The organism is Microcoleus sp. Pol7_B2 (assembly GCF_036701035.1).
In the GTDB taxonomy this organism is placed as follows: Bacteria; Cyanobacteriota; Cyanobacteriia; order Cyanobacteriales; family Microcoleaceae; genus Microcoleus.
In genome coordinates this window covers 93,048-117,756 of the sequence record NZ_JAUBQB010000006.1, presented here as the reverse complement: position 1 = coordinate 117,756, position 24,709 = coordinate 93,048, and the positions used below count along the sequence as shown (strand labels likewise).

The window sequence follows — 24,709 nt, the reverse complement described above, 5'->3', positions numbered from 1 at the left end:
GTCGAGGTAGCTGTGTCGTTGTCGGCGATGGTGACCGTAACTGGTGCGATCGCCACTGGCAAGTATTCGGCAGCGCTTCCTGCTGCGACGTTGTGATTGATCGTGCCGCTGTGGCTTCCTTCTACAACTGTGTCGTCGGTTGCTGTCACCGTTACTGTTTGCGGGACATTCCAGTTAGCCGGAGTGAAAACTATCGGCGCGATCGCCTCTATTTGACTGCCCGCAGCTACATTGACGGTAACGTTAGCTGTCGGTTGAGTGTTGAGGGAGACTGTGTAACTGTCTGTCGCGCCGCCTTCGGCAGCAGTCGTGCTCGCAGGAGTAATTGTGATGCTGGGCGTATTGGGAGTAGCGACATCGTTATCGGTGATGCTGACTGTTACCGGCGCGATCGTCACGGGCAGATATTCCGCCGCACTACCGACGGCAATGCTGTGGTCGATCGTGCCTGTGTGCAGCCCTTCGACTAAACTGTCGTCGGTAGCTTTCACCGTGACTGTCTGCGGTAGGTTCCAGTTATCTGAGGTGAAAGTAAATGTGGAAATTGAATCGATTTGAATGCCCGTGTTGAAGTTGACATTAACAGGCGCAGTCGGTTTGCTAGTCAGCGCTACCTTGTAACTGCCTGTGACGCCGCCTTCGGTAGCAGTCGTGCTTGCAGGAGTAATTGTGACTCCCGCTGTATCGTTGTCAGTAATTTGGGCCGTCACCGAGGCAGTAGCAATCAGGTTGTATTTCGCGTCTGTACTCGTGACTTGGTGTGCGATCGTACTGGAGTGCGTGCCTTGAGCCACAGCATCGTCCACGGCTTGCACATTCACCAGTTGAGGCACGTTCCAGTTATCGGGAGTAAACTTCAGAGCGATCGGGATCCCGCCTCCAATCCCCACGTCGCTTTGGGCGTCTGGCGAGGCGGTGACAGTAACATCGGCAGCAGGCTGGGTGGTCAATACCGCCGTATAGCTATCCGAGTTGCCACCTTCCCCAATTTTGGTAGTATCCCCAGTTTCGGTAATTTTTACACTGGGCGTGTCGTTGTCGGTAATGTTAGCGGTGAGGGTAGCAGTCACAGTACCATCGATGGTAATTGGAACCGCAGCACCGTCGTAATTGGGGTCTACACTACTGGCTGTGTGAGCGATCGCGCTAGTGTGAGGAGATGCTTCCGCTATTTGAGCGTCCACTGCCTCGATCGTAACGGTTTGCGGTACATTCCAGTTGTTGGGGGTAAAGTTCAGGGTAAGGGGGACACCAGTACCGGCTCCCAAGTTTGTCTGGTTATCAGGGTCAACCGTGACGATTACAAGGTCGCTAGGCTGGCTTTGGAGTACGACTGTATATGTGTCTGAAGTACCGCCTTCTGCAACATCCGCACCCCCTGTTGAGGTGATAATGATGCCTGCGGTATCATTATCAGTGAGAATATCCAGATTGGCGGTGTTCTGGGTGATGCCAATTATGCCGTTTTGAGGATTAGCTAAAGTAAGAGTAAGGTTTTCTGTGGGTTCAACTAAGCTGTCATTGTTGATGGGAACGCTAATAGTAGCAGTGGTTTGATCGGCGGCAAAGCTCACAGTTTGGGTGGTGAAAACGAAATCAACTCCTAATCCCAAGGTAGCCCCACCTGTGGCGCTACCATTAGTGAAGTTCACGTCTACCTTAGAAGTCGCGTTACTAATGCCACTGCGGTTGATGGTGATTGTTGCTCCCACAACTGTTCCATCTTCGTTGACTTGATAAGTGGGTTGGGAGAAGTTGAAGAGGGGAAGAGCGCTGATAAAAACTGCTGAATTCAAGGTAAAATCTTTAGTGTCTGCGATCGCTAACTTTAAACGATTCGGGACATTTGGGATGACTGCTCCTTGAGCAGTTAATACTGCTGTAAAACCATTAAATGTTGTTTGATAAGGTGTTAGAGGGCCGAGTTCACTAAAATCGTTGTTAAAGAAAAACGCTTTGTTTTTGGTTCCATTGATAGTATCGATAGAAACAGGTTGGTTTGTCCCTGGAACCAGAGGAGTATTTACCCCATTCACGAAAAAGCCAAATACATCGTTATATTGGCCTATGTATTGGTTGTATTCCTCAGAAGCAAAGACGTATTCTAAAGCAAACTGGTTCTGCTTAGGTATAAAATCAAACTCTAAGACGGCAGCATCATTAGTAGTAAAACCTGTGGCAGCAATCAGCACGTTTAGATCCGCATCGCCCGCTGTATTAAAAGTTGTGCCTGTACTATCATTATTATTGGGGCCGTTAGCACTCGCGATATCTCCAGTGCTGAAGATAACACCTGCTTCGACATTGATCTCTTCTGAAATCCCGCCGCCAAAAGTCCCCGCCGCCCGATTGTCACCCGTAAAATTCACACTACCAGGAACGACAGTCCCTGCGTCCCCAATAATAAATTGGGCAAGTTGCTCTTTAGTCAGACCACTATTGAGATCCTTAGTTATCAGAACCATAATATACCTCTTGGAAAAATTGGTAGGTTTTTATCTGTAGCTGGCATACCTGATATGTAGGCTGCTCTCAGTTATTCTGTTCACTCAAAATTACTTAGGAGTAATTACAATGACTGATGTTTTGCGTTGTGTTGCTTAAGTGTTTGCTAAATAGGGGCTAGAAGGAATTGCTATAATTTAATTCGGCTTTCAGCCGCTTACTTGCAAAATTTAAGCATGACAGTACGATCGCCCTAATGGCGGTTGAGAAATTTTCTCATAGCACCCATAACAAAAAAAATCAGGACTTATATTAAATCCCTTCGATCGCAAAATTACTTAAAATTCTTGCTGATGACAGGTGGGATTATTTAATCTATTTTCGTAGAAATTAACTCATCCTAATTTAGTTCTTATACTCACATATCTCAGTAATATTGCTGAGAATAGTTACAAATATTAATACATGGAAAAAGTTCGGAGTTTGGTGCGGGAAATGTGTCTTGCCTCACATCTTGCACCCCTGTCCGAAATAGGCTTTTGCGCTTGTTCCACAACAAATACAACAGTTTTCAATGGGATGAAATACAGGTAGGGAATCAGGCTTTGCGTGAGTCCCTACGCGAAATCAGTATCACGCTCAACAGAAAACTACTGTAGATTTACTTTAGCAATGGAGATAAGTGCTGACCCCCAAAGGGATTATTGAGAATGATCCAACAACTCACTTACTATTTCCACTTCTCAAATAGGGCTGGCGCACCAATCATGTAATGTTGCCGTCGAGGCGTTACACTATTGGTGCGCCAGTTATAGCACCCGTCAATCGATTTTAGATTTTAGATTTTAGATTTTAGATTGAAGAAAGCGACCCCACTGATAAATCCGGGGGCTGGCGATCGGGAGCGAGGAGCTTTTTTCTCGACCCACGCATCAATCCGGGGGCCCCGGATTAAATTACTTGATTGTCAATTGCGGACTTTCGGGAGTGCGGCGGTGAAAGTTATTCATCCATTCGCATCAGCTTGCGGTAAAACGTTTTAGAAAAATCGACAGTACGAGTCCGCTGAAAAGTCAGGAGTACCTCAATTAAGCAACTAACAAACTCAGAGCTTTGCATAGTCACTTCGTAGCTGAGTTCAGCATTGCCGTCAAACAACACCCGACAGCGGGTTAAGTCGATCGGCAGCGACGAGATATTCCAACTAGCGACAAACGGCACGCTCTCCCCACCGTCAATTTTTCTTGCCCCCTCCAAGCTTTTGAGCTTGTAGAGGCCAATAGCGTGCGGTAAAAACTTGCGCCTGGGCTCTTGACAGAAAGGCGCGTAGACTTTCACTTCTTTGTCATCGGCTGGCTTGAGTTGAGGAATAGACATATTTCCACCTCAGACAATTATTACTAACAGATAGTTTAGATCCCCAGAAAAAACTAACAGATATTCCTGGTCGATCGCAAGCAAAAGTCAACCCAAATACTCTATCCAGTACCCGTTTACCAGGGCCGTACAAGCACCGAGCCCGCTGGTTGTCCTCCCGTCCGCTTTCGACAAAAGTCCAGAAACTGATACAGTAGATGCTTATATCTAAAATCAAAAACTATTGGTGGTTGAATCAAGTAACCTATGCAGGAGAGTTCTTGGCCAGAAAACGACGCTCGCAGCGAGCTTAACTTGGACATCTCTGATTTAGCTCAAGAAGAGCTCAAGAGTTTGACCTCGAACTCGAAGCTCAGCAAAGTATTTGCTATACCAGACATTGGCGACAGGGCGTTTGACGCGGAAACAAAAGCAGAGCTCCCGGTTGCGGTGTCTGTGCCGGGAACTCCCTCTTTTCCTCAAAATCTGTACCGGGGACGCCGCGGAAAAGCCGCAGCAGTGCTGACTGCGATTTGGGCCGGCACGATCGCCCTGCACTTGATTTCTTGGGGTGCGTGGGTAGTGTGGGGGTTGACGGGACTGCTGTGGATGCAAGCATTTCGAGTTTTGTTTGCTTCGCCCAAGCCCGCACTGCCGCCTCTGGCCGATGAAAGCCGAGAGGATTGGCCTTACGTGTCGCTGCTGGTGGCAGCGAAAAATGAGGAAGCGGTGATTGCCCGATTCGTAGAATCCATCTGCAATGTAGATTATCCGATCGACCGCTACGAAGTTTGGGCGATCGACGATCACAGCAGCGACGCCACGCCGCTAGTATTGGAACAGCTAACCAAAAAGTACCCCCAGCTCAAAGTATTTCGCAGAGGAGCAAATGCCAGCGGCGGGAAGTCTGGAGCCCTGAATCAAGTGTTGCCGCTGACTCGCGGGGAATTTGTGGGAATATTTGACGCCGACGCGACGGTAACGCCGGATTTGCTCCGCCGGGTGCTGCCAGTGTTCCATGGAGAAAAGGTAGGGGCTGTGCAAGTCAGAAAAGCCATCGCCAATGCTTCGGTAAATTTTTGGACTCGTGGCCAAGAAGCAGAAATGGCTCTCGACAGTTTTTTCCAACAGCAGCGGATTGCGATCGGCGGCATTGGAGAATTGCGCGGTAACGGCCAATTCATGCGCCGCACCGCCTTGGAAAGCTGCGGAGGCTGGAACGAGGAGACGATTACCGACGACCTGGATTTGACGGTGAGGCTGCACCTAAACCGATGGGACATTGAATTTCTCGCTTTCCCAGCCGTGTCAGAAGAAGGAGTCACTAACGCTCGCGCTCTGTGGCACCAGCGCAATCGCTGGGCAGAAGGTGGCTATCAGCGTTATCTTGACTACTGGCGGCTAATTTTGCGGAACCGCATGGGAACTGGGAAAACTTGGGATTTATTTGGATTTTGGGTATCTCAATATTTCTTACCCACAGTAGCGCTACCCGACTTTGTGATGTCAATTGCGCTCCGCCGGATGCCGATCGCCAGTCCCATAACTTTTATGACGCTTACATTGTCGGTGGTGGGAATGTTTATCGGTTTGCGCCGCACTCGCAAAGAGACCAAATTTGACGTTAAAAGAGTTTTTCTCACCTTACTGCAAACGCTGCGGGGTACTGTGTATATGTTCCACTGGCTGCTGGTAGGGACTGTGACGGCTCGGATTGCGGTACGGCCCAAGCGGCTTAAATGGGTCAAAACCGTCCATCAAGGGGCTGTTAATAGCATCAAGTAAACAATTCGCAGAAATATTTCGGCACAGTATCGCCGAACGTCCGACGATTTTCCGAGACAAAAAAACACCAACGCTCGCCAAATATCTCCCCGCCAGAGCCTAAGAGTAAAATTTGGCAATTCCGAGAAAAAAACACTTTAAAACAGCTTAGGTAATAGGTAATCGGCGAGCGGTAATAGCGAATAAGTAATCGGCAATACAAAAGTCGAAAATTAAAAGATAAAAGCGAGAATTTTTAACTTTTAACTTGACAAAAAACCAATTACTATCTATTAATTATGAATTGCCAATTTGGACGAATTGCTTGTTGCCAACTACCCGTCACCCGTAATTGATAAATGGATTTGTTAGAGTACCAAGCTAAATCTTTATTTCGACAGATGGCAATTCCGATTTTGCCGTCGCAGCGGATTGACAATCCCGCCGACCTCAAAGGATTGAAAATTCCCTACCCAGTTGTACTCAAATCGCAAGTGCGGGCTGGGGGACGGGGCAGGGCGGGCGGTATCAAGTTTGTAGAAAATACGATCGATGCAGTAGCAGCCGCTCAAACAATTTTTAATTTGCCCATCGAGGATGAGTATCCCCAAGTTCTACTGGCAGAAGCAAAGTACAACGCCGACCAAGAATTGTACTTAGCGGTACTCCTAGACCCCGTAGCGCGACGCCCGGTGCTTCTGGGTTCGAGCCAAGGAGGTATGGATGTCGAAGGGTCGATCGAGCAAATGCAGCAAGTTGCCGTAGATCAAGAATTTTCCCCATTCTACGCGAGGCGTCTGGCGCTGAAAATGGGATTGCAGGGAGACTTGATTCAATCCGTGAGCACCATTGTCGAAAAAATGTACCGGCTGTTTGTCGAAAAAGATTTAGACCTAGTAGAAATCAATCCTCTCGGCATCAGTCCGACGGGAGAGGTAATGGCTTTAGATGGTAAAGTCACCGCCAACGACGATGCCTTGGGGCGGCATCCAGATTTGGCAACACTATCGGGAAAGAGGCAAAGCAGCGGGTTGGCACGGGAAAGAAGAAGTCCCCATGCCTCTGGCGATCGCTCCCATTCCCACTCGAAGGTTCAGCAGTTGCCGGAGTTTGACCCCAAATCTAAATCCCCAATCTCGAATTCCGAATCCGTGCAATTAATCGAACTAGACGGGAATATCGCGGTTTTGTGCAACGGAGTGGGCCTGACAATGGCAACTCTAGATGCAGTAACCCACCAAGGAGGAAAACCAGCTAATTTTGTGAATATTGGTTCCCTAGACCGCTACTATGCAGCAAATGCCCTGCGCGATCGGGCGGAGTTGGGTCTTGAGTTAGTCGCTCAGGATAAAAGCGTTAAGGTGATACTTGTAAATATTTTGGGCAGCGCCTCCAAAACCGAGGAAATAATCGCTGCAGTAGCCGGCTATTTGGAACGGAAAGCTCGCGCTAACCGCCACATCCAAGTTGTGCTCCGGCTGGTAGAGATCGATGCTGATGCTGTTAAAAAGCGTTTGGGACAGTTGCCGGTGCAGCTAGCTAGCACTTTGGATGAGGCTGCGGCCGCTTCTGTATCCTCCGTCAAGTAGCGGCAGTTGATCGGCAAAAAACAAGATTTCTGTACAGATGAAGGCCTTCTGCTTTTTACAGATCGAGTGTCAAGTGGGAAAAAATGAATTTAACTCCTGAAAGCAAAGTCCTAGTACAGGGCATTACAGAATCTCCCGCGTCCACCCGCGCCGCCCTGATGATGAAAGCATACGGCACGAATGTAGTCGCCGGTGTCAGTCCCGGTCGGGGGGGGCTGGAAGTGGAGGGAATTCCGATTTTTGATTTGGTAGAACAAGCAGTGGCGGCAGTGGGTCACGTTGACACTGCGGTAATTTTGGTAGACGCTTACTCGGTGCTGGATGCTGCTTTAGAAGCGATAGCCGGAGGAATTCGGCAAATTGCGATCGTTACTGGGGGAGTGCCTCCTCTGGATATGGTGCACTTAGTCAGAAAAGCAGAAGCCACCGAAACTTTGGTAATCGGGCCCAACAGTCCGGGGATTATTGTGCCCGACAAACTGCTGCTGGGAACTCACCCCAAGGAATTTTACACTCCCGGCCCGGTGGGAGTGATCAGCCGCAGCAGCACTTTGACTTACGAAGTTGCCCTAGAACTAACGGAGGCTGGGTTGGGACAGTCGATGGCGGTTTGTATTGGCTGCGACGCGATTGTCGGTTCTTCTTTTATGCAGTGGCTGCAACTTTTGGACGAAGACGACAGTACCGAAGCGATGGTTTTGGTAGGGGAAGTTGGGGGCTGGAGTGAACAAGCTGCTGCTTCTTACATCGCTTCGGCGATCGACAAACCCGTGGTTGCTTATCTGGCCGGCCGCTACGCTCCCAAGGGGCCGTCTTTGGGCCACGCCGGCATCCTGATCAGTTCTCGGGCGGCTGCCCAGAAAGCCTTTGGAGTTTCGGCCCCAAACAAAATGGCTGCCTTTGAAGAGGCGGACATACCTGTGGCGGCTCGACCTTCAGAGATTCCTAAGTTGCTCAAAAAATTGCTAAAGAAAAATTGATTGCTTTGGGAGTTTTCACAAAAGTCCTAACCCTCTTGGGGTTGGGATAAGGGTTAGGCCGGGGCGGGTTTGGTCTCATATCATTTCCGGTTACACCGGAATGAGGTTGACGGTTGACGGTTGACTGTTGACTGTTCACCGTCAACTCGGATTTACTATTCCGATGCTAACGGATTTGATATCAAAAGTGTCTGCAGAATGCCACAACAGCCCCTTCAACCCGCCTTTAGGACACCTTTATGATTTTTTTACCAAAGCCCTCTGACCGGCGTCACAGGCTGCGGTGCGGGTGCTGGCAAGGGCGCGACGCGGCGCGGCGCTGGAGGCGGAGTTGTTGGCTGCACGCTGCGGCGAGGTTCGATCGGACTTTCGGTAGGATTTGTTTCAGTTGTGCGAGTTGTCGATCTCGTCACATCTTGAAGCAGGCTTCGCAGAGTTCCGGCTATACTCTGAACTTTCCCAACAGCGGTGCGAAGGCTGGCAACATCTACGTAAACCTCGTTGAGAGGATACTTTTTCAGGATTTCGAGCAGCGATACTTTACCGTCATCCCCGGATGCCAGGATCACCGCTGCCCGCAGAGCTTTTCCGCTTTCTGTGCGGCGCTGAGTCCGAATTGCTTGACCGATGTCGTCAGTGATTTTTTCTCCCGGGGTGCTGTAAACTACCCTCGCCAGATTAGCAGGCTTTAAACCAATTTCTAAACCCATGAACCCCCGCAGCATTTGCGCGTCCATTTTGGAGAACCGGATAATTTGTTGGAGGGTTGGCGTCGTCGTGCCGTTTTTAGCAAATTCTTCTAAGTCGCTGACATTAATGGCTTGTCTGATCGGGCCAAAGGTGAGGACAACTTTTTCGGCCCCTAATGCTCTACTGCTGCTAGATAATATGCTCCCGCTTGATCCTAAAAGTAGGGCAATGCCGATCGAGACAAATTTTGTTAATTTCATATTCACCGCTACATTAAAATTATTTTTTCGAGATTTGTACATTTTTGTACATTATAGATGCAGCAGTTATATTCTACAAGGTCGCCAATGTAATTTGTGCCCGCGTCACACCTACAATCTAAACCGAGACTTTTTCTCGATCTTGACTTTAAAAATAAGTAACCACATCTGCCGAAATTTTTCGCTTCTATTCCTTCTGTCTTCTACCTTCTACATCTCCAGCCTTCTATATCAGAGTGTCTTCCGCCTTCAACATAAGTGCCTTATAAAAATTATAGGAACTGCCCTCACGGGAGGACGTTCTTAATTGCACAAACATAAGGGGTCGATTTCTTCTTCTTTCTCTCTTAGGCAACTAAGTCCCTCTTCCTTCTTCCTTCCTTCTTCCCTCTCCCCTCTTCCCTCTTTTTACCCTGAGCGAAGTCGAAGGGCCTTCTTCCCTCTTCCCTTTTCCTTCTTGCTTCTGCTATATGTTGAAAACCAAGCGCAAATCCAAGAAATCCAAACACAAGCACAGCGAAAAAACAACAGCGCTCAGCAAAAAAGAAGTAGCTGCACAAAAACGCAAAATTTCAGAAAAGCGCAATGAATTGGTGCAGGCGATCGCCATAAGCTGCTTAGTCACCGTTGCTCTCAGCATCCCCCTGTTGTTCGTAGCAGGCCCTAAGATTGCTATTGCAGGAGGCGCAGCCGCAGCTATCTTGCTGCTTTCCTACAAATATCCCCGTCAAGCTTTGTGGACTTTTCTAATTTACCTGCCTTTCAGTGGTACAATTACCTACGCAATTGGCGGCGGGAATGCTGCATTTCAAGTAGCCAAAGATGCTTTCTACATACCAGCTCTCATCGCCCTAATTCAAAGCTGCAAAAAGAAACAGTTGCGCCTGTTCATTCCCAAACAAATGCTTTCTACCTTTAGCATCCTGTTGATGATGGCAATGCTGACTTTAATTTTTGTCAACGGGGAGATGCAGCTCAACCCTAGGGCGGGCGACAAACCAATTCTGCAAGGAATTCTCGGCTTAAAAGTATTGATAGGTTACATACCGCTGATTGCTTGTACCTATTATCTGCTCCGCACTAAGAAGGATTTGGTATTTTTTAGTCGAATGCACATCGTTTTGGCGATCGTTTGCTGCCTTCTCGGTTTGATTCAGTACCTGTTGCTGCAAAGTGGAAAGTGTGCGGGAACCAGAGGAATGACCGGAGCAGAATTATATAAAGCAACGCTGGAAGCTAGATGTTTTGTCGGCGGTTCTTTGGTGTTCAGTCCAGAAGTCAAGATGGTCCGCTTGCCGGGAACTTTTGTCGCGCCTTGGCAGTGGGCCTGGTTTTTAATTTCTAATGCTTTTTTAACCTTTGCCTCTGCTTTTTGCGATCCTTCATTCTGGTGGCGAGTTATCGGTTTATTTGGCATGGCATTAGTATTTGCCAATGCAGTTATTTCCGGTCAAAGAGCTGCTTTAGTTATGGTTCCCGTTGCTACAGCAATCCTGCTAGTTCTCACCGGTCAATTAGTTAATTTAAAACGATTTATTCCCGTCGGTGCAGGACTGGCGATTCTGCTGTTTGTCGGTGCAGCTATTAACCCGGGAATTGTCGAGCAGCGGTGGGAGAGCTTTGTTCGTCGCTGGAATGCTGCACCGCCCCAGCAGTTTCTCTTTAATCAGTTCGAGCAGAGCAACAATTTTATCATTGACAAACCTCTCGGTAGAGGTGTGGGACGAGCCACTAATTCAACGCGAATATTTGGTGCCACGCAGCTAATTGAAACTTTCCAACCTAAGTTGATATACGAACTCGGTTATCCGGGAATGATTAGTTTTCAGCTCATGCTTTTACACTTAGCTTTTCTAACTTTTAGAGCTTACAGATCTGTCAAGGACAAAAGTTTGCGGAGTTACGGAGCTAGTTTTTGGGTGTTTGTTGCATTTATTACGATCAATACTCAATACTATCCGCTGGATGTAGATCCAGTGTCCGTGTATTATTGGGTTTTAGCTGGGGCGATTTTAAAGTTGCCCAAAATTGATAAACAGGTGCAGGATGAAAAACACCAGGAAGTTGAGTCAAATGAATTGCAAGTTCACCAGCCATTAAAGGAGAAAAAAATTATTGCATCTTCCCCAATTTGAGAATAGTTTTGAGTGTTGAGTTTGGTGGATTCTTTCTTGTTCAGTAACCCGCTTTCGCTCCAAGGCGGTGCAAAGATAGCCCACCGTTCTGGGTTTATCTGTGCTAAAACCCACCCCTACAGCATATTGTGGCTCTTAACTTTACTGCGGTTGCCAAACCGGATGGCTAGCATTCAAATCCTGGTCGTTTGTCAATTTATTCAAGGCCGAACCGTCCCGATTAATTACATACAAGTTGCTTTTGTCTCCTTGGATTTCATTAAATATAAAAGCAATTTGCTGGCTGTCAGAAGACCAAGCTAATTCAGAAATTTCCGACGGTTTTAGCCTGGTAGCTAGTTGATTTAGCTGGTTCCCGTCAGCATTGATTGTGTAGAGTTTTTGATTGTTGAACTCTCCGGCGACGAAAGCAATAAAATTGCCATCCGGCGACCACGAAATTTCGTTGTAGTTTCTGGGTTGTTGGGTGAGATTCTTGGCTGTCCCCCGGTTAATGTCGAGCAGGTAGATATCTTGCTGTTCGCCTGATGAATCGCCGGGTTTATTATAATAGTAAGCAATGCGGCTGCTGTCTGGCGACCAAAATAGTTTGACGTTGTAAACCTCATTTTGCGGGTTGTTAGTCAAATTTTTGAGGTTGGTTCCATCGGCATTAATTGTGTAAATTTGCTGTTTCGGATACGCGCCGAACAGGAAAGCAATTTTTGTGCGATCGGGCGACCAAACAAGTTGACTGCCGCCAGATATATATTCGCCGGGACTTTTAGTTAGTTTGGTCATTCCCGAACCGTCGGCATTCATTTTGTAAATATTTTTATCTTTGACAAATGCTACTTGCTGACCGTCCGGCGAAAGGTAAAATTCCGATGAAATTTCCGTTTGAGCCTGCTCTCCTCCTACTTCCAATTCCCGAACTAATTTAGTTGCTTTAATGCCAGAAGTGTCGCTTATATAAAGTGATTGGCTACCGGGAGCATCAGAGGTAAAACCGTCGCAAGAACGGGCAAAAACAAGTTTCTGGCTGTTGGAAAACCAAGCTATTTCAAAATTAGGTGCTTTGCAACCACCCTCAGCAAACTGTTTAGTTAGTCGAGAACCGTCAGCATTGACTGTATAAATCTCGGTATCGCCACTCACGAAAGCCAGTCGCTGACCGTTGGGCGACCACACTAGGGGAGCGCTAACATCTATATTAGGTGTAAGTTTGCGGCGAGCGGAAGTGGTAGCATTGACCGCAAATAAATTAGATATGGTCTCGCTGCCGCGCATCTGGAGGGCGGTAAACGCTAGTATCCTTGGTTTTTGGGCTGCGGTTGGGGGAGGGCTGTGAAGGCTCAAAAACAAGCTGATTAAGAGTGTTAGGAAGATGAGGGCGATCGAACTAAGTCGCAATAATTTATTCAAAAGCATTTTGTCAATATCATCTCCTTACTTTTAAATTTTCACAGTCTTCAGTCCTCATATCTCCGACTTCTTAAAGTCCTGCGGGGATATGGCAAATTCTAACTCCAAGCTATTACGAATGCCCAATTCGCAATGCCCGATTCAAAGTGTTTGTCTGTCGATATGTCTCGATAGCCTCAAACTCTGTTTAATTCTGCCAATAATTAGCTCGAACATTTTTTTGCGCGACGGATTCTTGCTGCTGGGCGGCATCCCTAACTCGCAACACATCAAGTTCAAGTCACTTGCACTCATGGCCAACAACTTTTGCCTCACCTCTTCTTCATTACCATTCTTAGCTTGTAAACGCAGTTCTTCATAAACTTCTAGAACATTGGCAGCCGATAAATTAACAGGTTTATTAACATCAGCACCCCTGGTAATATCCGAAGTTTTTGAGCCAGCAGAAACCACTCCCCGCTTGACTTGAGTCTCAAGCCTGGTTAATTTTCTAGCAACGTCCCGCAAGATTTCCTTAAGTTCGCCAATTTCCTCAACTAAACCCCCGCTCTCTTGTTCGGAAGCAGCCAAAATTTCTTTTTTACTCATTTCAGATACTCCTCACACTCGCGCCATAGTTTTTCAAATTCTCTAACTAATTCTCGCGGCAGTTCTCCCTCATTAATCGCCCGTTTTAGCCCGACACTTTCCCGAATCGTCGATTCTAAAAATCTAACTTCTATGTTATTATCTTTTGATATCTCATCGCAAAGTCTCTTTACTTCTCTCATGTAAAACTGAACTTCATTTGTCAGCAATCCTCCATAGGTTTTAGCTTTATTCATAAAGACTGCTATCTTAGGAAACGGATAAGGCTCAATCCGTTTCTGAAGCGAGTTTAAAACTAAACTCAATCCCCTAGAACCAAAATAATCGGGATTGACTGGAATTAATATTAAGTCGCAGCAAGAGAGTACGCTGTATGTGAGGAGACTGAAGGAAGGCGAACAGTCAAAAAGCATCAAGTCGTATTTGGGGAGATTGGCAGAGTTGGCGATTTTGCCGATGAACCTGCGGATGAAGTCTTTAACACTTTTCCCCTCAAATCCATCGATATCTAACCAATACAATTCTTCAACTGAAGGGACAAAATGCAACTGTTCGTCAATCTGATAAATGGTGTCGAAACCAACGGGAAATTTAAAGTTTTGTCCGGCTTTTTTAAAGACTTCTAGAGCGTCGTAAATTGTAAGTCTATGCTTGAGGGATTTTTCGTACCACTTACCAAACTTGTCATCTAAATGACCTGTATTTTCGTTAAGTCCGATCGCCTCTGTGAGCGACATTTGCGGATCTAAGTCTAACATCAAGACTTCTAAGTCGGTTCCTTGGGATATAATATTTCCCAGACTCCAAGTGACGGTAGTCTTTCCGACACCGCCTTTGAAGTTGATTACGGCTATTGATTTAGGACTCATGGCTGGCTTTGTTTGGATTTTGCTCAAATATAAATTAAAACATATTGTGGCGGTTAGTTGATCGCGCGATCACACCTGAGCAGCCCGATATGCCAATTGACATGAAAAGCAGGCTATGATATAGAAATAAATAATAAAAAAATCAAATTATTAGCCATCCAAAAGGTAAACTCAAACAGATATATTTTAGATTTAATGAAAAGGAACACCGCGACCCAATTCTCGATCGACTTAATGTTGAAAAGGTTTTATCTAATCCGAATACTTGTGCTTCTCTGAGGACCTTATTTGCATGGTGTTTAAAGGTTTTGGGGGAAATACCTACCGATAAATATCAGCTTTCAAGCGTAAAATTAAGTAAAATAACCAAAGCACAATTAGATAATATATACTTTTTTAAGGTCTGGCAGGTTTTTACGGTCGACAGAAATTAAGGTGCGCCGAAGAGCACCTTACAAGTTGTTTTAGCGTTTCACCAGTAAGGTGCGCCGAAGAGCACCCTACAAGTTGTTTTAGCGTTTGACCAACTTCTTAGAAACCTTCCGCAAGCGAATTGATTTCGGTGTTACTTCCACCAATTCATCCTGGCCGATGTACTCCAAAGCGCGTTCCAAACTCATATCGACTGGTGCTTGCAATTGCGCCAATTCTTCACCGCCAGATGCGCGGTGGTTTGTCAACTGCTTCGACTTGCAAATATTCAGCTCCATGTCTTCATCTCGGTTGTTTTCGCCGATAATCATCCCTCTGTAAACCTTGGTTCCGGGGGTAATGAAAAATACGCCACGGTCTTCAGCATTTTTCAGTGAATAAGTAGTTGCAATTCCTTCTTCAAAGGAAATCAATACTCCGTTGCGACGGGCGATAATTTCTCCACCGAGGGGGCGATAGTCGAGGAAGCTGTGGTTCATAATTCCAGCGCCGCGAGTCAAGCGCATGAACTCGCCTCGGAATCCAATCAAACCGCGAGCGGGGACCGAAAATTCGATTTGGGTGCGGCCGGTGCTGCTGACGTGCATATCTTGCATTTCTGCTTTCCGCTGACCGAGGCGTTCGATGCAGCCGCCGACTGCTTCTTCGGGTACGTCTAACACCAAACATTCAAAGGGTTCGCAGGGACGACCGCCGATTTCGCGGTAGATTACTTGCGGCTGGGATACTTGAAATTCGTATCCTTCGCGACGCATATTTTCGATCAGGATTCCGAGGTGGAGTTCGCCACGGCCGGATACGAGGAATTTGTCGGGAGATTCGGTTTCTTCGACGCGCAAGGCGACGTTGGTTTGGAGTTCTCGCATTAGCCGATCGCGAATTTGACGCGATGTTACTAAACTACCTTCTTGACCGCAGAACGGCGAATCGTTCACAGAGAAAGTCATCTGCAAAGTTGGTTCGTCTACTTTGATTAAAGGCAGTGCTTGCGGGTCGTTGGGACAGGTAATTGTCTCGCCAATATACGCATCAGCAAAACCAGCAACGGCGACAAGATTACCAGCAGAAGATTCTGGGATATCAATCCGCTTCAGGCCTTCAAAGCCCATCAATTTGGTAATTTTTGATTTGACAATCGCGCCGCTTTCGGTGATTAAGACTGCTTGTTGACCGATTCTAATCGTGCCGTTGTGGATGCGGCCGATGACGATGCGACCGACGTATTCTGAGTAATCTAAGGTGGTTACTTGCAGTTGTAGTGGCTTGTTGGGGTCGCCTACGGGGGGTGGTACGTGGTCGAGAATTTCTTCAAAGAGGGGCTTCATATCGACCCCTTCGTCTTCGAGGTGTTTTTTGGCGTAACCGCTTAAGCCGGAACCGAAGAGATAGGGAAATTCGCACTGATCGTCGTCAGCGCCTAGTTCGAGGAACAGATCCAAAACTTTATCGACGGCTTTGTGGGGGTCGGCTCGCTCGCGATCGATCTTATTCACAAAGACGATCGGGCGCAGTCCTTTTTCTAGGGCTTTTTTGAGCACGAACCGCGTTTGCGGCATCGGGCCTTCGTTGGCGTCTACGATCAGCAGACAGCCGTCAACCATGCCGAGAACTCGTTCGACTTCTCCGCCGAAGTCCGCGTGTCCGGGGGTATCGACGATGTTGATCAGGGTTTCTCCGTATCTGACGGCGGTGTTTTTGGAAAGGATGGTAATGCCACGTTCGCGCTCGATGTCGTTGGAGTCCATGACGCAATCTGGGATTTCTTCCCCTTCGCGGAAGATCCCGGACTGTCTGAGGAGAGCGTCCACAAGGGTGGTTTTGCCGTGATCGACGTGAGCAATGATGGCGACGTTGCGAATGGGAAGACTCATAATGCGTCTGGAGCGTTAAACGGATCTAACTAAAGATTTCTTAATAATTGTAGCGCATGAAGTCAAGGGGCGATCGGGCGCGGCTCTAAGATTGGAGTGCGATCGTGGCTAGAATCAAGATTATGGAAGCGCAACCGAGGGAAATTGAGCGTTACACCACGCCTGACCGCAGAGTTCCTTTTGATCGGTGATGTTGAGTGGGCCCAGGTGAAGAAGCTTGGATACGGGTCGCTCGCCGGTATGAAGATGAGGGTGCAAGTACGATCGACCTTATGGAAGTACAACCGAGGGAAATTAGACGTTATATTACCCCAGACGGTAGAAATCCTTTCGCAGAGTGGCCTAGTTCTCTGCGAGTTTTGAATGCGGTAGTTAAAATTGAGCAAAGGCTTGACCGAGTTAGCTTAGGGAATTTAGGAACAGCAACTCTGTTGTGGAAGGAGTCTGCGAATTAAAAATTGATTTTGGGCCGGGGTATCGCGTGTACTTCGGACAATTGGGGTCAACAATAGTTCTTCTTCTCTGCGGTGGGGAGAAAAGCACTCAAGAACAAGATATCCGCAAAGCGTATGAGTATTGGAAAGAATATGGAGAACGCGAAAATGCCAACGAGCGATAGTTACCAGGGCTATCTGATAGGAGCGCTCAAGGATAAAATACACGCTGCGGCTTATCTAACAGCGCATTTGGAAGATGAAGAGCCTGAACCTGGTTTGCTGGAACTCGCACTTAGCAATGTATTTGAGGCTCTTGGCGAACCAAATATGTCTGCAGGGGATGCCTCATTGCATTTGGAAAAATTAGATGTTTTTTTGTCGGGAGAAGGAAGTGCGACAATTTATGCTTTGGGAAGTTGGCTGAAGACTGTGGGATTGAAGTTATCTGTTGTGATTGATGAAGGGGAGAAAGGGGAAGAGGAACATTCTGTTAGTGCTACTGAGTTGGCGGAAGTTGGTAATGTTTGATTTTGGGCGATCGAGCCTTAAGCTACTAATTAGACCTTAACGGCGCTCGAACCCTGAGCGCTAAAGGAAGTAGCCGATCGCTCCGGGGTATCCTACAATACTGTTAAAAGTTATGCCCGATCGCCCGGTATGGCAATGGCTGACATCGGTGTTCTCCTAAAATTGGCCCGGACGTTTGATGTGTCGATCGAAGAATTTTTGGATTTTGTGGAACAGTAACAAATTACACTTAAAATAAACCAGCGCTACCAGCGCCAACCAGTTCGGCCTCGCAGGGACGATCGACTGTGGGCCCAAGCAACAGATGCGAGAGTTGGCGGATGGGACGGGGCGAAGTGTGAAAGAGATGATATATTCTCAGCGGCAATTGTAGCTGTTGGATCGCCCATATCGGTCTACAATTTTTAACGTTGAGCCTTATTGAAGTGCAGGAGTGGAGCTGGCTTGGATAACGCTAGTCTGTCAAGAAAACCCCCGCAAGCCTCGGAGCTTGTCGCCGACGAAATTCCAGAAGCAGTACGAGACCACCCATACCCAGAAGCAGGGCAGAGTCAGTCCAAGAAAAAAGGGCTGATTTGGAAACTGCTAGGGTTGGCCGCACTAGCCTGTGGGGTCAGCATCTGGCTGCACCTCAACTTTAACTTGTTCCCAGCCACCAGTCAGGCAGAGCCAACTCAACAAAACTCAGCGCCGACAAGTTCCGCGTCTCCGTCTGTCGCGAGTCCAGCTAGCACCCCTAAAGTCCCCACAACCCCAGACAACCTCCTGGGACACTTGCCGTACCCAGAAGCACCAGCCAAAGACTTGGTAGGCGTCACCTCCGACGGTAGCGTCAAACTCCGCACCTCAGCAGCAGCAAAATATCAAGAAATGGCCAACGCCGCCGCCGCATCAGGCATCTACTTCGCTCCCATATCCGGCTTTCGCTCCCTGCAAGACCAACAGCACGTATTTTTTGACGTGAAAGCCGAACGCAGGCAAAACGCCAGCAAGCGAGCCGAAGTCAGCGCCCCTCCAGGTTACAGCGAACACCACACCGGTTACGCGATCGACATCGGCGACGGCAGCGCCCCGGAACACAACCTCAGCCCCAGTTTTGAAAATACCGAAGCATTCAAGTGGTTAGAAGCCAACGCCGTCGCCTTCAGCTTTGAAATGTCCTTCCCCAAAAACAATCGCCAAGGCGTTAGTTACGAGCCTTGGCACTGGCGGTTTGTGGGCGACAAGCAAAGCCTCGAAACTTTCTACAAAGCTCATTCCATGAAAAAGTAGAAGGAAGAAGGAAGAAGGAAGATTGTCCACATCTCCGGCTTTGCCACTCTCCCACTCTCCCACTCTCCCATTCTCCCACTCCTCCACTCCTCCACTCCCCCTCACTCCGTTGAGCCAAACTCGTGATTGCAATCTATCCAGGCAGCTTTGACCCCATTACCTTCGGTCACGCAGACATTATCGAGCGGGGATCTAAACTGTTTGACCGGGTAATTGTTACCGTAGTCAGAAACCCCAGCAAAACCCCTCTCTTCACCGTAGAGGAACGGATCGAGCAGATCCTGCGCTCTACCCAACACTTGCCAAATGTAGAAGTAGACAGTTTTGAGGGTTTGACAGTAAACTATGCTAAGATTCGACAAGCCAAAGTGCTGCTGCGGGGGCTCCGGGTATTAACAGATTTTGAAATGGAACTCCAGATGGCCCACACCAATAAAACCCTTCTGGGTGAAATTGAAACAGTTTTTTTGGCAACTTCTAACGAGTACAGCTTTTTAAGTAGTAGTGTAGTTAAAGAAATAGCCAAGTTTGGTGGCTCCGTAGATCATCTTGTTCCGAAACACGTCGCCCTAGATATTTACAAATGTTACGCCAGCAGGAACCAACTCGCATCGAACCCGATAGTACCGGCATCAGCACTGAGAACGAATCACCTCAGAACACAGCCGCCTTCGGAGATCCCACCCGAACCGCAGGAGTAGACATCCAGCGGGAATTGAACAGGCTTGAGGAAATTGTTCTCGACAGCCCGCGAATTCCTATGACCAGACGCACTCTGGTGGATGAAGAACAGTTGCTCGATCAGTTAGACTTGGTGAGGCTAAATTTGCCGATCGCCTTTCAGGAAGCCGAGACGATCATCCGGCACAAAGACGACTTGCTTCAAGAGGCGGAACTTTACGCTCAGGAAGTGATAGAAGCAGCAGAACAGAGAGCAGCAGAAATTTTAAACGATATGGGCCTGCTCCAGCAGGCGAAGATAGAGGCAGATCAGTTGCGCCAGCAAGTTTTGCTCGACTGTGAGGCAATTCAGCAGGCCACGCTGGCGGAAGTCGAACAAATTCGCTACCAGGCTCAAGAGGAATTGGAGGAGATGAGAGTCAGGGCTATGGCTGAATGCGAGGAAATTCAAAACGGAGCCGATGATTATGCCGACCAAGTGCTCGATAATATCGAGCACAAGTTGAGCGATATGCTGCGCGTGATCCGCAACGGGCGCGATCAGTTGGATAGTGTTTCTGCGTCGCACATCCATCACAACAACGGTTAGCCAACACTGAACTCATTGGTTGAAAATTTCTAAAAGTCTACCTAATTGAGGTAGATTTTTTTTCGCATTTTATCTAGCTAGCATTTGGGAATATTACCTGATAAGTGGAGTTAATTCGGAGGCATGGTTTCTCGGATCGTTTTTTAAACTATCTGCTCAAGGATACGCAATTTTGTTCGTATTATCGATCCTCGCATTTTCTAAGAGTATCGCACTTCCCAGTAGAGCATCGGGGTTAGTCCAAATATTGGCTGCTTATTCATTCCCTATATATCTCCTGGATTCGACAGTAGTGAAATATGTGTTGTTAGTGTTTTATAAGTTTATTGACCCGGTAAATCCCCTGCTGAAGCTCGGCTTTTTATTTACGGGGACTTTGTTAGGTTGTTGGGCGATTATTTACCTGTTGGAAAAAGTTTTGCCCAAAAATTACAAGCAGTACATTTTGGGAATTTAATCAAATTTTGTGTTTCAGCGGATGTCTTCATAAAACTGCTTGAGATACGTTGGGGAAACGCCAAAACCCCACAAAAAACCAATCGAAAGATATATCGCAATAGCTTTTAATTCGCCCCAATTCGCAACTCGCCGATCGCTACTTTCCACTACCCGATTGACTAACTTAAGTCTCCCCCGTCGCACTAACTTCAAACACAAATCCGCTTCCTCCATAATTGGCAGCCCAGCATCGAAACCCTCGCATTCCCAAAAATCGCTACGGCGACAAAAAATAACTTGATCGCCAAACAGCAGGCGCAATCCTTGGAAAAATAAATGAGGTCGAAATAACAGTGGCGCGTAATAAGTTTTCAGGTAATTGTGGAGGGAAAAACCCCATCTTGTTTGCTGCGAACCAGCCATCAGGGAGATAAACCCGCCGCCGGAAATTTCCGCATCGGACAAAGTTTTCTGGATGACTGCTACAATGTCGTCGGGAACTAAAGTATCGGCGTGGAGAAAGCACAGAATTTCACCGGTGGCGACTTGAGCACCTAAATTCATTTGCAGGGATCGTCCGGCTATACTGCTAGAAATAACGCGGGTGGCGGCGGAAAGTGCGATCGCCACTGTTTCGTCTTGACTGCCGCCGTCTACCACCAACACTTCCCAAGCGGGAGGATTAAGGATGCTGAGTTGGCGGAGGGTGCGTTGCAGACAAGTCGCTTCGTTGAGGGCTGGGATGATAATAGAAACGCGATCCATCTGGTTGAAATTTATGCCAGAGCTATTATAATAAAAAACTGTGGCGATTCACAACTAACGATAAAATAGAACTTACGCGCGCGGATTCAGGAACCTGGTGTCTGCCTGCGAATTGGTCACGAAACCTCGGTTTTTTTACAAAAATTAGGTGTATAGGCGTCCTATAAAATCCCGCAAATGTGCAATCGCCATATATCTTTTCCACTAATCAGGACTGAGAAAATCGTGCAGAAAACAGAAGTAAAAAATGATTTAGAATTTTATGAGGAAAATGCCGATAATTGGTGGGACGAAAATGCTAAAATTTATGCTTTATACCACCTAAACAAACCCAGATTTGAGTTCTTCGACAGACACGCGACTAACTGGCAAGGGCTGAAAACCTTAGATGTCGGGTGCGGCGGCGGCTTTTCTTGCGAGTTTATGGCCGAGAGAGGCGCTATTGTTTCTGGAATAGATCGATCGGACAAATGTATTGTAGCCGCTCAAAATCACGCAGTTACCAGCGGTTTTGAGATTGACTACAGGCAAGGCTTTGCCGAAAATATGCCCTACGACGACAATACCTTTGATGTTGTAATCTGCGTGGATGTTTTGGAACACGTGGCCGATTACAAAAAAGTTGTGTCTGAGGTCCACAGGATTCTGAAGCCTGGGGGACTGTTCTTTTTTGATACAATCAACCGAACTTTTTCCTCGCAAATTGTGATGATTGGACTGATGGAAAATATTTTGCAGGAAATTAGGCGGGGCGTTCACGATTGGGAAAAATTTATTACCCCGGAGGAACTATCTGTGGTAATGCAGGATATTGGTTTTGGCAATATTCAAATTAAAGGTTTTGATATGTTTGGCGAAATTGGCGCTATGTTAGCCACAATGCACGGGTTTTGGGAAGATTTTACACGCGGAAAGCAGGTGTTTCCTTCGGCGGGTATTTTCAAACAAGTATCTCAAACTCTAACATCTAATCTAGCTAACTATATGGATTACAAAAAGTCTGGGTTGTTTAAAATCAAAATTAATGAGGATAAGTCGATTATGTATGTTGGCGTTGGGGCGAAGAAGTAGTGTGTTGACTGTTGACTGTTGGCTGTTGACTGTTGGCGGTGGGCTGTTAACTGTTGACTGATGTAGAACTTACGGATAAATACTAAAGAAACCGGGTTTTTCATCAGTGTGAAAGGCCCGGATGCAATATTTTGGTCCATCAAACCCGGTTTCTGCGTAAGTCCTATGATGAATGATGAGTGTTTTAAAATTAAATGATAATAATTAGCAAGTATTTTGGCGTGAACCGAATCGCCAATCGCAGTTTGTTTGACCCAAATGACCGCCCTGTCTCAATTTACAGGTGCAAGTGCTGCTTTTTAACCCAGATACACGGCCGGCTGCAACAAAACTTAATGTTTAACTGTTGACAATTTATCTAGATTGCATGGTAGCTTATTGAATATTAATTGCAATAACTGCCGGAAGTTAACAGTACCTGGAGGTCAATCACCGTGACAGCAGCAATAGTTTCCGCGTCAGCCTCGCCAATCAGCGACGGACAACCAGCCGACAGCCAAAAACTGATGAGTTTGGGTAAAAATTCCGAAATACCTGACCTCGATAAGTTTAAAGATGTAACCATCGCCGTCTTAGAAGGAGTGGGAACTCTCACGGTGTGCGATCAAACAGTCACTTTAACACCGGGAGTATTTGTGTTTGTACCCGCCGGCATCCCGCGCAGTCTCAAAGTACAAACGACGCTGAATTTGTTACTAATTGACTGCGAACCAGACCCCGATCTGAGTGAGTCAGCTTGGTTAATGAATTTTCAACTTTAAGTAGATGAAAAAACAGTGTCCTTGCTGCCTTGACTCCCTAATTTCTCAGGTTCGCCACAACCGTGTCTACTGTTTTTGTCTCAATTGCAGGCAGGAAATGCCAAATCCTGACTCAAAAAAAATAATTCTCAAGCACTATCAAATTTCACCTTCGGAGTAACAATGTCGAAATCAATTGGTCTTTTCTACGGAACTACAACTGGGAAAACTGAGTCTGTAGCTGAAATGATTCGAGATGAATTTGGTGGCGATATCGTGACCTTGCACGATATCGGCAGCGTTGAAAATGATGATTTTGCGGAATACGAATGTCTGATTATCGCTTGTCCGACTTGGAATATCGGCGAACTGCAAAGCGACTGGGAAGGTTTTTTGCCTGAACTTGATGATATTGATTTTAGTGGCAAAAAAGTAGCTTATGTGGGAACTGGCGACCAAGAAGGCTACCCGGATAATTTTATGGATGCAATGGGGATTTTGGCTGAAAAGATTTCTGAACAGGGCGGTGAAACAGTTGGCTATTGGCCGATAGATGGCTATGATTTTAATGAGTCTAAAGCTGTAGTTGATGGCAAGTTTTTGGGTCTTGCTATTGATGAAGACAACCAATCCGATCTGACGGAATCGCGCATCAAATCTTGGGTATCTCAACTCAAGAGAGAATTTAGCTTGTAGACTTCACGGTAGGGCGGGTTTGGCAATTAGATGATGTGCGAAAATAAAAATTACGCACTCAACCCGCCCCGAAAATCTAGCAAATACAGCGGTTCTCAAAAAAGTGAGGAATGCCCTATGTCCTATGCCCTATAGTACCTCATCTTTCTGAGAAAGGCTATAAATTATAATTGTGAATAACTCGATATCCAACTTAAAATAAATGAAGTTTAGTTCAGAAGACGTGCTTTGGTTAAGTGTAAGTCCGAGTTTGCAATTCTTCGATCGATCGCTGCTTTCCTACTTAAATGATTCTGTACCCGTGCAGATATGGGAATACCAACAAACTGAAGACGAAGCTTGCTCTTTAGATATGGCTGTTGAACTTTTGCACGATTTTTTAACATTGCGCGATCGCCCAATTCATCTCATGGGCCACAGTACTAGCGGATTAGTTGGTTTAATGTATGCGCGCCGCTATCCTCACAAAGTACGTTCTTTGGGACTTTTATTTGTGGGTTTGCCATCTGCTATTAATTGGCAAGCACATTACTATACGTATCTTTCAGCTTTTCCCCGGAGTCGCAAACAAGTTTTGAATCAAATAGTAGGCGATCTACTGGGATGCCAAAATCAAATTATCCATCAAAAATTCATCTCATATTTTGAGAATGACTTAGCCTGTTCTCCTTGTCCTCACTCCTTATTTAGGATTAGTAATTCCCACGATGAAGGTGTAGAAGTACCTTTGTTAATATGCAGTAGCAAAACTGATTTTCTGGTATCTCCTGTTGTCATGCGTCGCTGGTCGAAATTTCTTAAAAAAGGCGATATGCTTTGGGAATGTCAAGACGGTAGACATTTCTTTCACCACTTCTATCCTGAACAAGTGGGCGAAAAAATACTCAACTTTTGGCTATATGTACACAGCCACCAACCAATTTTAAATTTTAAGTTTTAGGTGAAGCTTGCTATTCGTTGTTCAATTTATCGAAACTTAATGTGGCAAATAGTAGATTAATTTCCGTAATTCATGGCAACTTTTGCATACAGGCTTCGACTTTTTTGGCGCAGTTGTCCCAGTCCATGCTGCCAATTTTATTTGCTAGGATTTTGAGGTATGGAGTTTG

At 46.6% G+C, this 24,709-nt stretch carries 22 protein-coding genes and 2 pseudogenes; 15 read left to right on the top strand and 9 right to left on the bottom strand.

Annotated features, from left to right (window positions below; genetic code table 11):
* The coding region (locus QUA57_RS04260; RefSeq protein WP_333059697.1) for a choice-of-anchor L domain-containing protein at positions 1–2,465 on the bottom strand (2,465 nt) is incomplete at its 3' end.
* 982 nt (positions 2,466–3,447) lie between these two features.
* Positions 3,448–3,822: a type IV pilus biogenesis protein EbsA gene (gene ebsA / locus QUA57_RS04255; RefSeq protein ID WP_006634686.1), complete on the bottom strand. Its 375-nt coding sequence runs from the start codon at positions 3,820–3,822 to the stop codon at positions 3,448–3,450.
* Positions 3,823–4,068: 246 nt separating this feature from the next.
* Here ebsA and QUA57_RS04250 point away from each other — a divergent pair, with 246 nt between their 5' ends.
* The 3 genes from QUA57_RS04250 to QUA57_RS04240 all read left to right on the top strand — a co-directional run bounded on the left by QUA57_RS04250 (position 4,069) and on the right by QUA57_RS04240 (position 8,134).
* Complete coding sequence (locus tag QUA57_RS04250) at positions 4,069–5,586, top strand: glycosyltransferase family 2 protein (RefSeq protein WP_333059696.1); 1,518 nt, start codon at positions 4,069–4,071, stop codon at positions 5,584–5,586.
* Between the two features lie 338 nt (positions 5,587–5,924).
* A complete protein-coding gene (locus QUA57_RS04245; protein WP_333059695.1) occupies positions 5,925–7,154 on the top strand; it encodes a succinate--CoA ligase subunit beta in 1,230 nt (409 codons plus the stop codon).
* A gap of 83 nt (positions 7,155–7,237) precedes the next feature.
* Positions 7,238–8,134, top strand: coding sequence for a CoA-binding protein (locus QUA57_RS04240; protein ID WP_333041987.1), 897 nt, complete (start codon positions 7,238–7,240; stop codon positions 8,132–8,134).
* Between the two features lie 248 nt (positions 8,135–8,382).
* On the opposite strand, the gene QUA57_RS04235 is transcribed toward QUA57_RS04240, so the two are convergent.
* Positions 8,383–9,084, bottom strand: coding sequence for an alpha/beta hydrolase (locus QUA57_RS04235; protein ID WP_333059694.1), 702 nt, complete (start codon positions 9,082–9,084; stop codon positions 8,383–8,385).
* Between the two features lie 470 nt (positions 9,085–9,554).
* Here QUA57_RS04235 and hpsL point away from each other — a divergent pair, with 470 nt between their 5' ends.
* On the top strand, positions 9,555–11,219 hold the full coding sequence (hpsL, locus tag QUA57_RS04230) for a hormogonium polysaccharide biosynthesis protein HpsL (RefSeq protein ID WP_333059693.1): 1,665 nt from the start codon (positions 9,555–9,557) through the stop codon (positions 11,217–11,219).
* Between the two features lie 141 nt (positions 11,220–11,360).
* Here hpsL and QUA57_RS04225 read toward each other — a convergent pair whose 3' ends face one another.
* The 4 genes from QUA57_RS04225 to typA all read right to left on the bottom strand — a co-directional run bounded on the left by QUA57_RS04225 (position 11,361) and on the right by typA (position 16,383).
* Complete coding sequence (locus tag QUA57_RS04225; protein ID WP_333250959.1) at positions 11,361–12,623, bottom strand: DPP IV N-terminal domain-containing protein; 1,263 nt, start codon at positions 12,621–12,623, stop codon at positions 11,361–11,363.
* 141 nt (positions 12,624–12,764) lie between these two features.
* Positions 12,765–13,211 carry a hypothetical protein gene (locus tag QUA57_RS04220; protein ID WP_333059690.1) on the bottom strand — a complete coding sequence of 149 codons (447 nt, stop codon included), beginning with the start codon at positions 13,209–13,211 and terminating at the stop codon, positions 12,765–12,767.
* Complete coding sequence (locus QUA57_RS04215; protein WP_333029965.1) at positions 13,208–14,080, bottom strand: ParA family protein; 873 nt, start codon at positions 14,078–14,080, stop codon at positions 13,208–13,210. Before QUA57_RS04215 ends, QUA57_RS04220 begins: the two co-directional genes overlap by 4 nt.
* A gap of 512 nt (positions 14,081–14,592) precedes the next feature.
* Positions 14,593–16,383, bottom strand: coding sequence for a translational GTPase TypA (gene typA, locus QUA57_RS04210; RefSeq protein ID WP_333041979.1), 1,791 nt, complete (start codon positions 16,381–16,383; stop codon positions 14,593–14,595).
* A gap of 272 nt (positions 16,384–16,655) precedes the next feature.
* On the opposite strand from typA, the pseudogene QUA57_RS04205 reads away from it, so the two are divergent.
* The 3 genes and pseudogenes from QUA57_RS04205 to QUA57_RS04195 all read left to right on the top strand — a co-directional run.
* Positions 16,656–17,002: pseudogene (locus tag QUA57_RS04205) on the top strand (type II toxin-antitoxin system RelE/ParE family toxin).
* Positions 16,986–17,348, top strand: a complete 363-nt coding sequence (locus tag QUA57_RS04200; protein ID WP_333059689.1) for a transcriptional regulator — start codon at positions 16,986–16,988, stop codon at positions 17,346–17,348. The pseudogene QUA57_RS04205 and the gene QUA57_RS04200 overlap by 17 nt, the downstream one beginning before the upstream one ends.
* Before the next feature lie 75 nt (positions 17,349–17,423).
* Positions 17,424–17,567: pseudogene (locus tag QUA57_RS04195) on the top strand (helix-turn-helix domain-containing protein); the annotation flags it as partial.
* Positions 17,568–17,593: 26 nt separating this feature from the next.
* On the opposite strand, the gene QUA57_RS04190 reads toward QUA57_RS04195, so the two are convergent.
* Entirely contained in the window at positions 17,594–17,737 is a 144-nt protein-coding gene (locus tag QUA57_RS04190) for a hypothetical protein (RefSeq protein ID WP_333250956.1), read from the bottom strand.
* A 55-nt stretch (positions 17,738–17,792) separates the two neighbouring features.
* On the opposite strand from QUA57_RS04190, the gene QUA57_RS04185 reads away from it, so the two are divergent.
* From QUA57_RS04185 to QUA57_RS04170, 4 genes are all read left to right on the top strand, one after another.
* Positions 17,793–18,620 (top strand): M15 family metallopeptidase, encoded by an 828-nt coding sequence (locus QUA57_RS04185; RefSeq protein ID WP_333040580.1) that lies wholly within the window; start codon positions 17,793–17,795, stop codon positions 18,618–18,620.
* A 122-nt stretch (positions 18,621–18,742) separates the two neighbouring features.
* On the top strand, positions 18,743–19,321 hold the full coding sequence (gene coaD, locus QUA57_RS04180; protein WP_071587822.1) for a pantetheine-phosphate adenylyltransferase: 579 nt from the start codon (positions 18,743–18,745) through the stop codon (positions 19,319–19,321).
* Positions 19,204–19,890: a DivIVA domain-containing protein gene (locus tag QUA57_RS04175; protein WP_333059688.1), complete on the top strand. Its 687-nt coding sequence runs from the start codon at positions 19,204–19,206 to the stop codon at positions 19,888–19,890. Before coaD ends, QUA57_RS04175 begins: the two co-directional genes overlap by 118 nt.
* 172 nt (positions 19,891–20,062) lie before the next feature.
* Positions 20,063–20,347: a hypothetical protein gene (locus tag QUA57_RS04170; protein ID WP_333059687.1), complete on the top strand. Its 285-nt coding sequence runs from the start codon at positions 20,063–20,065 to the stop codon at positions 20,345–20,347.
* Positions 20,348–20,361: 14 nt separating this feature from the next.
* On the opposite strand, the gene QUA57_RS04165 is transcribed toward QUA57_RS04170, so the two are convergent.
* A complete protein-coding gene (locus tag QUA57_RS04165) occupies positions 20,362–21,093 on the bottom strand; it encodes a TIGR04283 family arsenosugar biosynthesis glycosyltransferase (RefSeq protein WP_333059686.1) in 732 nt (243 codons plus the stop codon).
* A 225-nt stretch (positions 21,094–21,318) separates the two neighbouring features.
* Between QUA57_RS04165 and ubiG the strand changes: the two genes are divergently transcribed.
* The 4 genes from ubiG to QUA57_RS04145 all read left to right on the top strand — a co-directional run bounded on the left by ubiG (position 21,319) and on the right by QUA57_RS04145 (position 24,540).
* Positions 21,319–22,164 carry a bifunctional 2-polyprenyl-6-hydroxyphenol methylase/3-demethylubiquinol 3-O-methyltransferase UbiG gene (gene ubiG, locus QUA57_RS04160; protein ID WP_333059685.1) on the top strand — a complete coding sequence of 282 codons (846 nt, stop codon included), beginning with the start codon at positions 21,319–21,321 and terminating at the stop codon, positions 22,162–22,164.
* Between the two features lie 434 nt (positions 22,165–22,598).
* Entirely contained in the window at positions 22,599–22,925 is a 327-nt protein-coding gene (locus tag QUA57_RS04155) for a cupin domain-containing protein (protein WP_333059683.1), read from the top strand.
* Positions 22,926–23,087: 162 nt separating this feature from the next.
* On the top strand, positions 23,088–23,600 hold the full coding sequence (gene fldA, locus QUA57_RS04150; protein ID WP_333059682.1) for a flavodoxin FldA: 513 nt from the start codon (positions 23,088–23,090) through the stop codon (positions 23,598–23,600).
* A 202-nt stretch (positions 23,601–23,802) separates the two neighbouring features.
* A complete protein-coding gene (locus tag QUA57_RS04145) occupies positions 23,803–24,540 on the top strand; it encodes an alpha/beta hydrolase (protein ID WP_333059680.1) in 738 nt (245 codons plus the stop codon).
* Positions 24,541–24,709 lie beyond the last annotated feature (169 nt).

Bases quoted from the DNA above. Each gene is read 5' to 3' on its own strand.
- QUA57_RS04145 (WP_333059680.1), top strand. From the start codon at position 23,803: ATGAAGTTTAGTTCAGAAGACGTGCTTTGGTTAAGTGTAAGTCCGAGT.
- QUA57_RS04165 (WP_333059686.1), bottom strand. From the start codon at position 21,093: ATGGATCGCGTTTCTATTATCATCCCAGCCCTCAACGAAGCGACTTGT.
- QUA57_RS04200 (WP_333059689.1), top strand. From the start codon at position 16,986: ATGCCAACGAGCGATAGTTACCAGGGCTATCTGATAGGAGCGCTCAAG.
- QUA57_RS04175 (WP_333059688.1), top strand. From the start codon at position 19,204: ATGTTACGCCAGCAGGAACCAACTCGCATCGAACCCGATAGTACCGGC.
- QUA57_RS04245 (WP_333059695.1), top strand. From the start codon at position 5,925: ATGGATTTGTTAGAGTACCAAGCTAAATCTTTATTTCGACAGATGGCA.
- QUA57_RS04235 (WP_333059694.1), bottom strand. From the start codon at position 9,084: ATGAAATTAACAAAATTTGTCTCGATCGGCATTGCCCTACTTTTAGGA.
- hpsL (WP_333059693.1), top strand. From the start codon at position 9,555: ATGTTGAAAACCAAGCGCAAATCCAAGAAATCCAAACACAAGCACAGC.
- QUA57_RS04250 (WP_333059696.1), top strand. From the start codon at position 4,069: ATGCAGGAGAGTTCTTGGCCAGAAAACGACGCTCGCAGCGAGCTTAAC.
- ebsA (WP_006634686.1), bottom strand. From the start codon at position 3,822: ATGTCTATTCCTCAACTCAAGCCAGCCGATGACAAAGAAGTGAAAGTC.
- typA (WP_333041979.1), bottom strand. From the start codon at position 16,383: ATGAGTCTTCCCATTCGCAACGTCGCCATCATTGCTCACGTCGATCAC.
- QUA57_RS04215 (WP_333029965.1), bottom strand. From the start codon at position 14,080: ATGAGTCCTAAATCAATAGCCGTAATCAACTTCAAAGGCGGTGTCGGA.
- QUA57_RS04190 (WP_333250956.1), bottom strand. From the start codon at position 17,737: ATGGGCGATCCAACAGCTACAATTGCCGCTGAGAATATATCATCTCTT.
- QUA57_RS04240 (WP_333041987.1), top strand. From the start codon at position 7,238: ATGAATTTAACTCCTGAAAGCAAAGTCCTAGTACAGGGCATTACAGAA.
- QUA57_RS04220 (WP_333059690.1), bottom strand. From the start codon at position 13,211: ATGAGTAAAAAAGAAATTTTGGCTGCTTCCGAACAAGAGAGCGGGGGT.
- fldA (WP_333059682.1), top strand. From the start codon at position 23,088: ATGTCGAAATCAATTGGTCTTTTCTACGGAACTACAACTGGGAAAACT.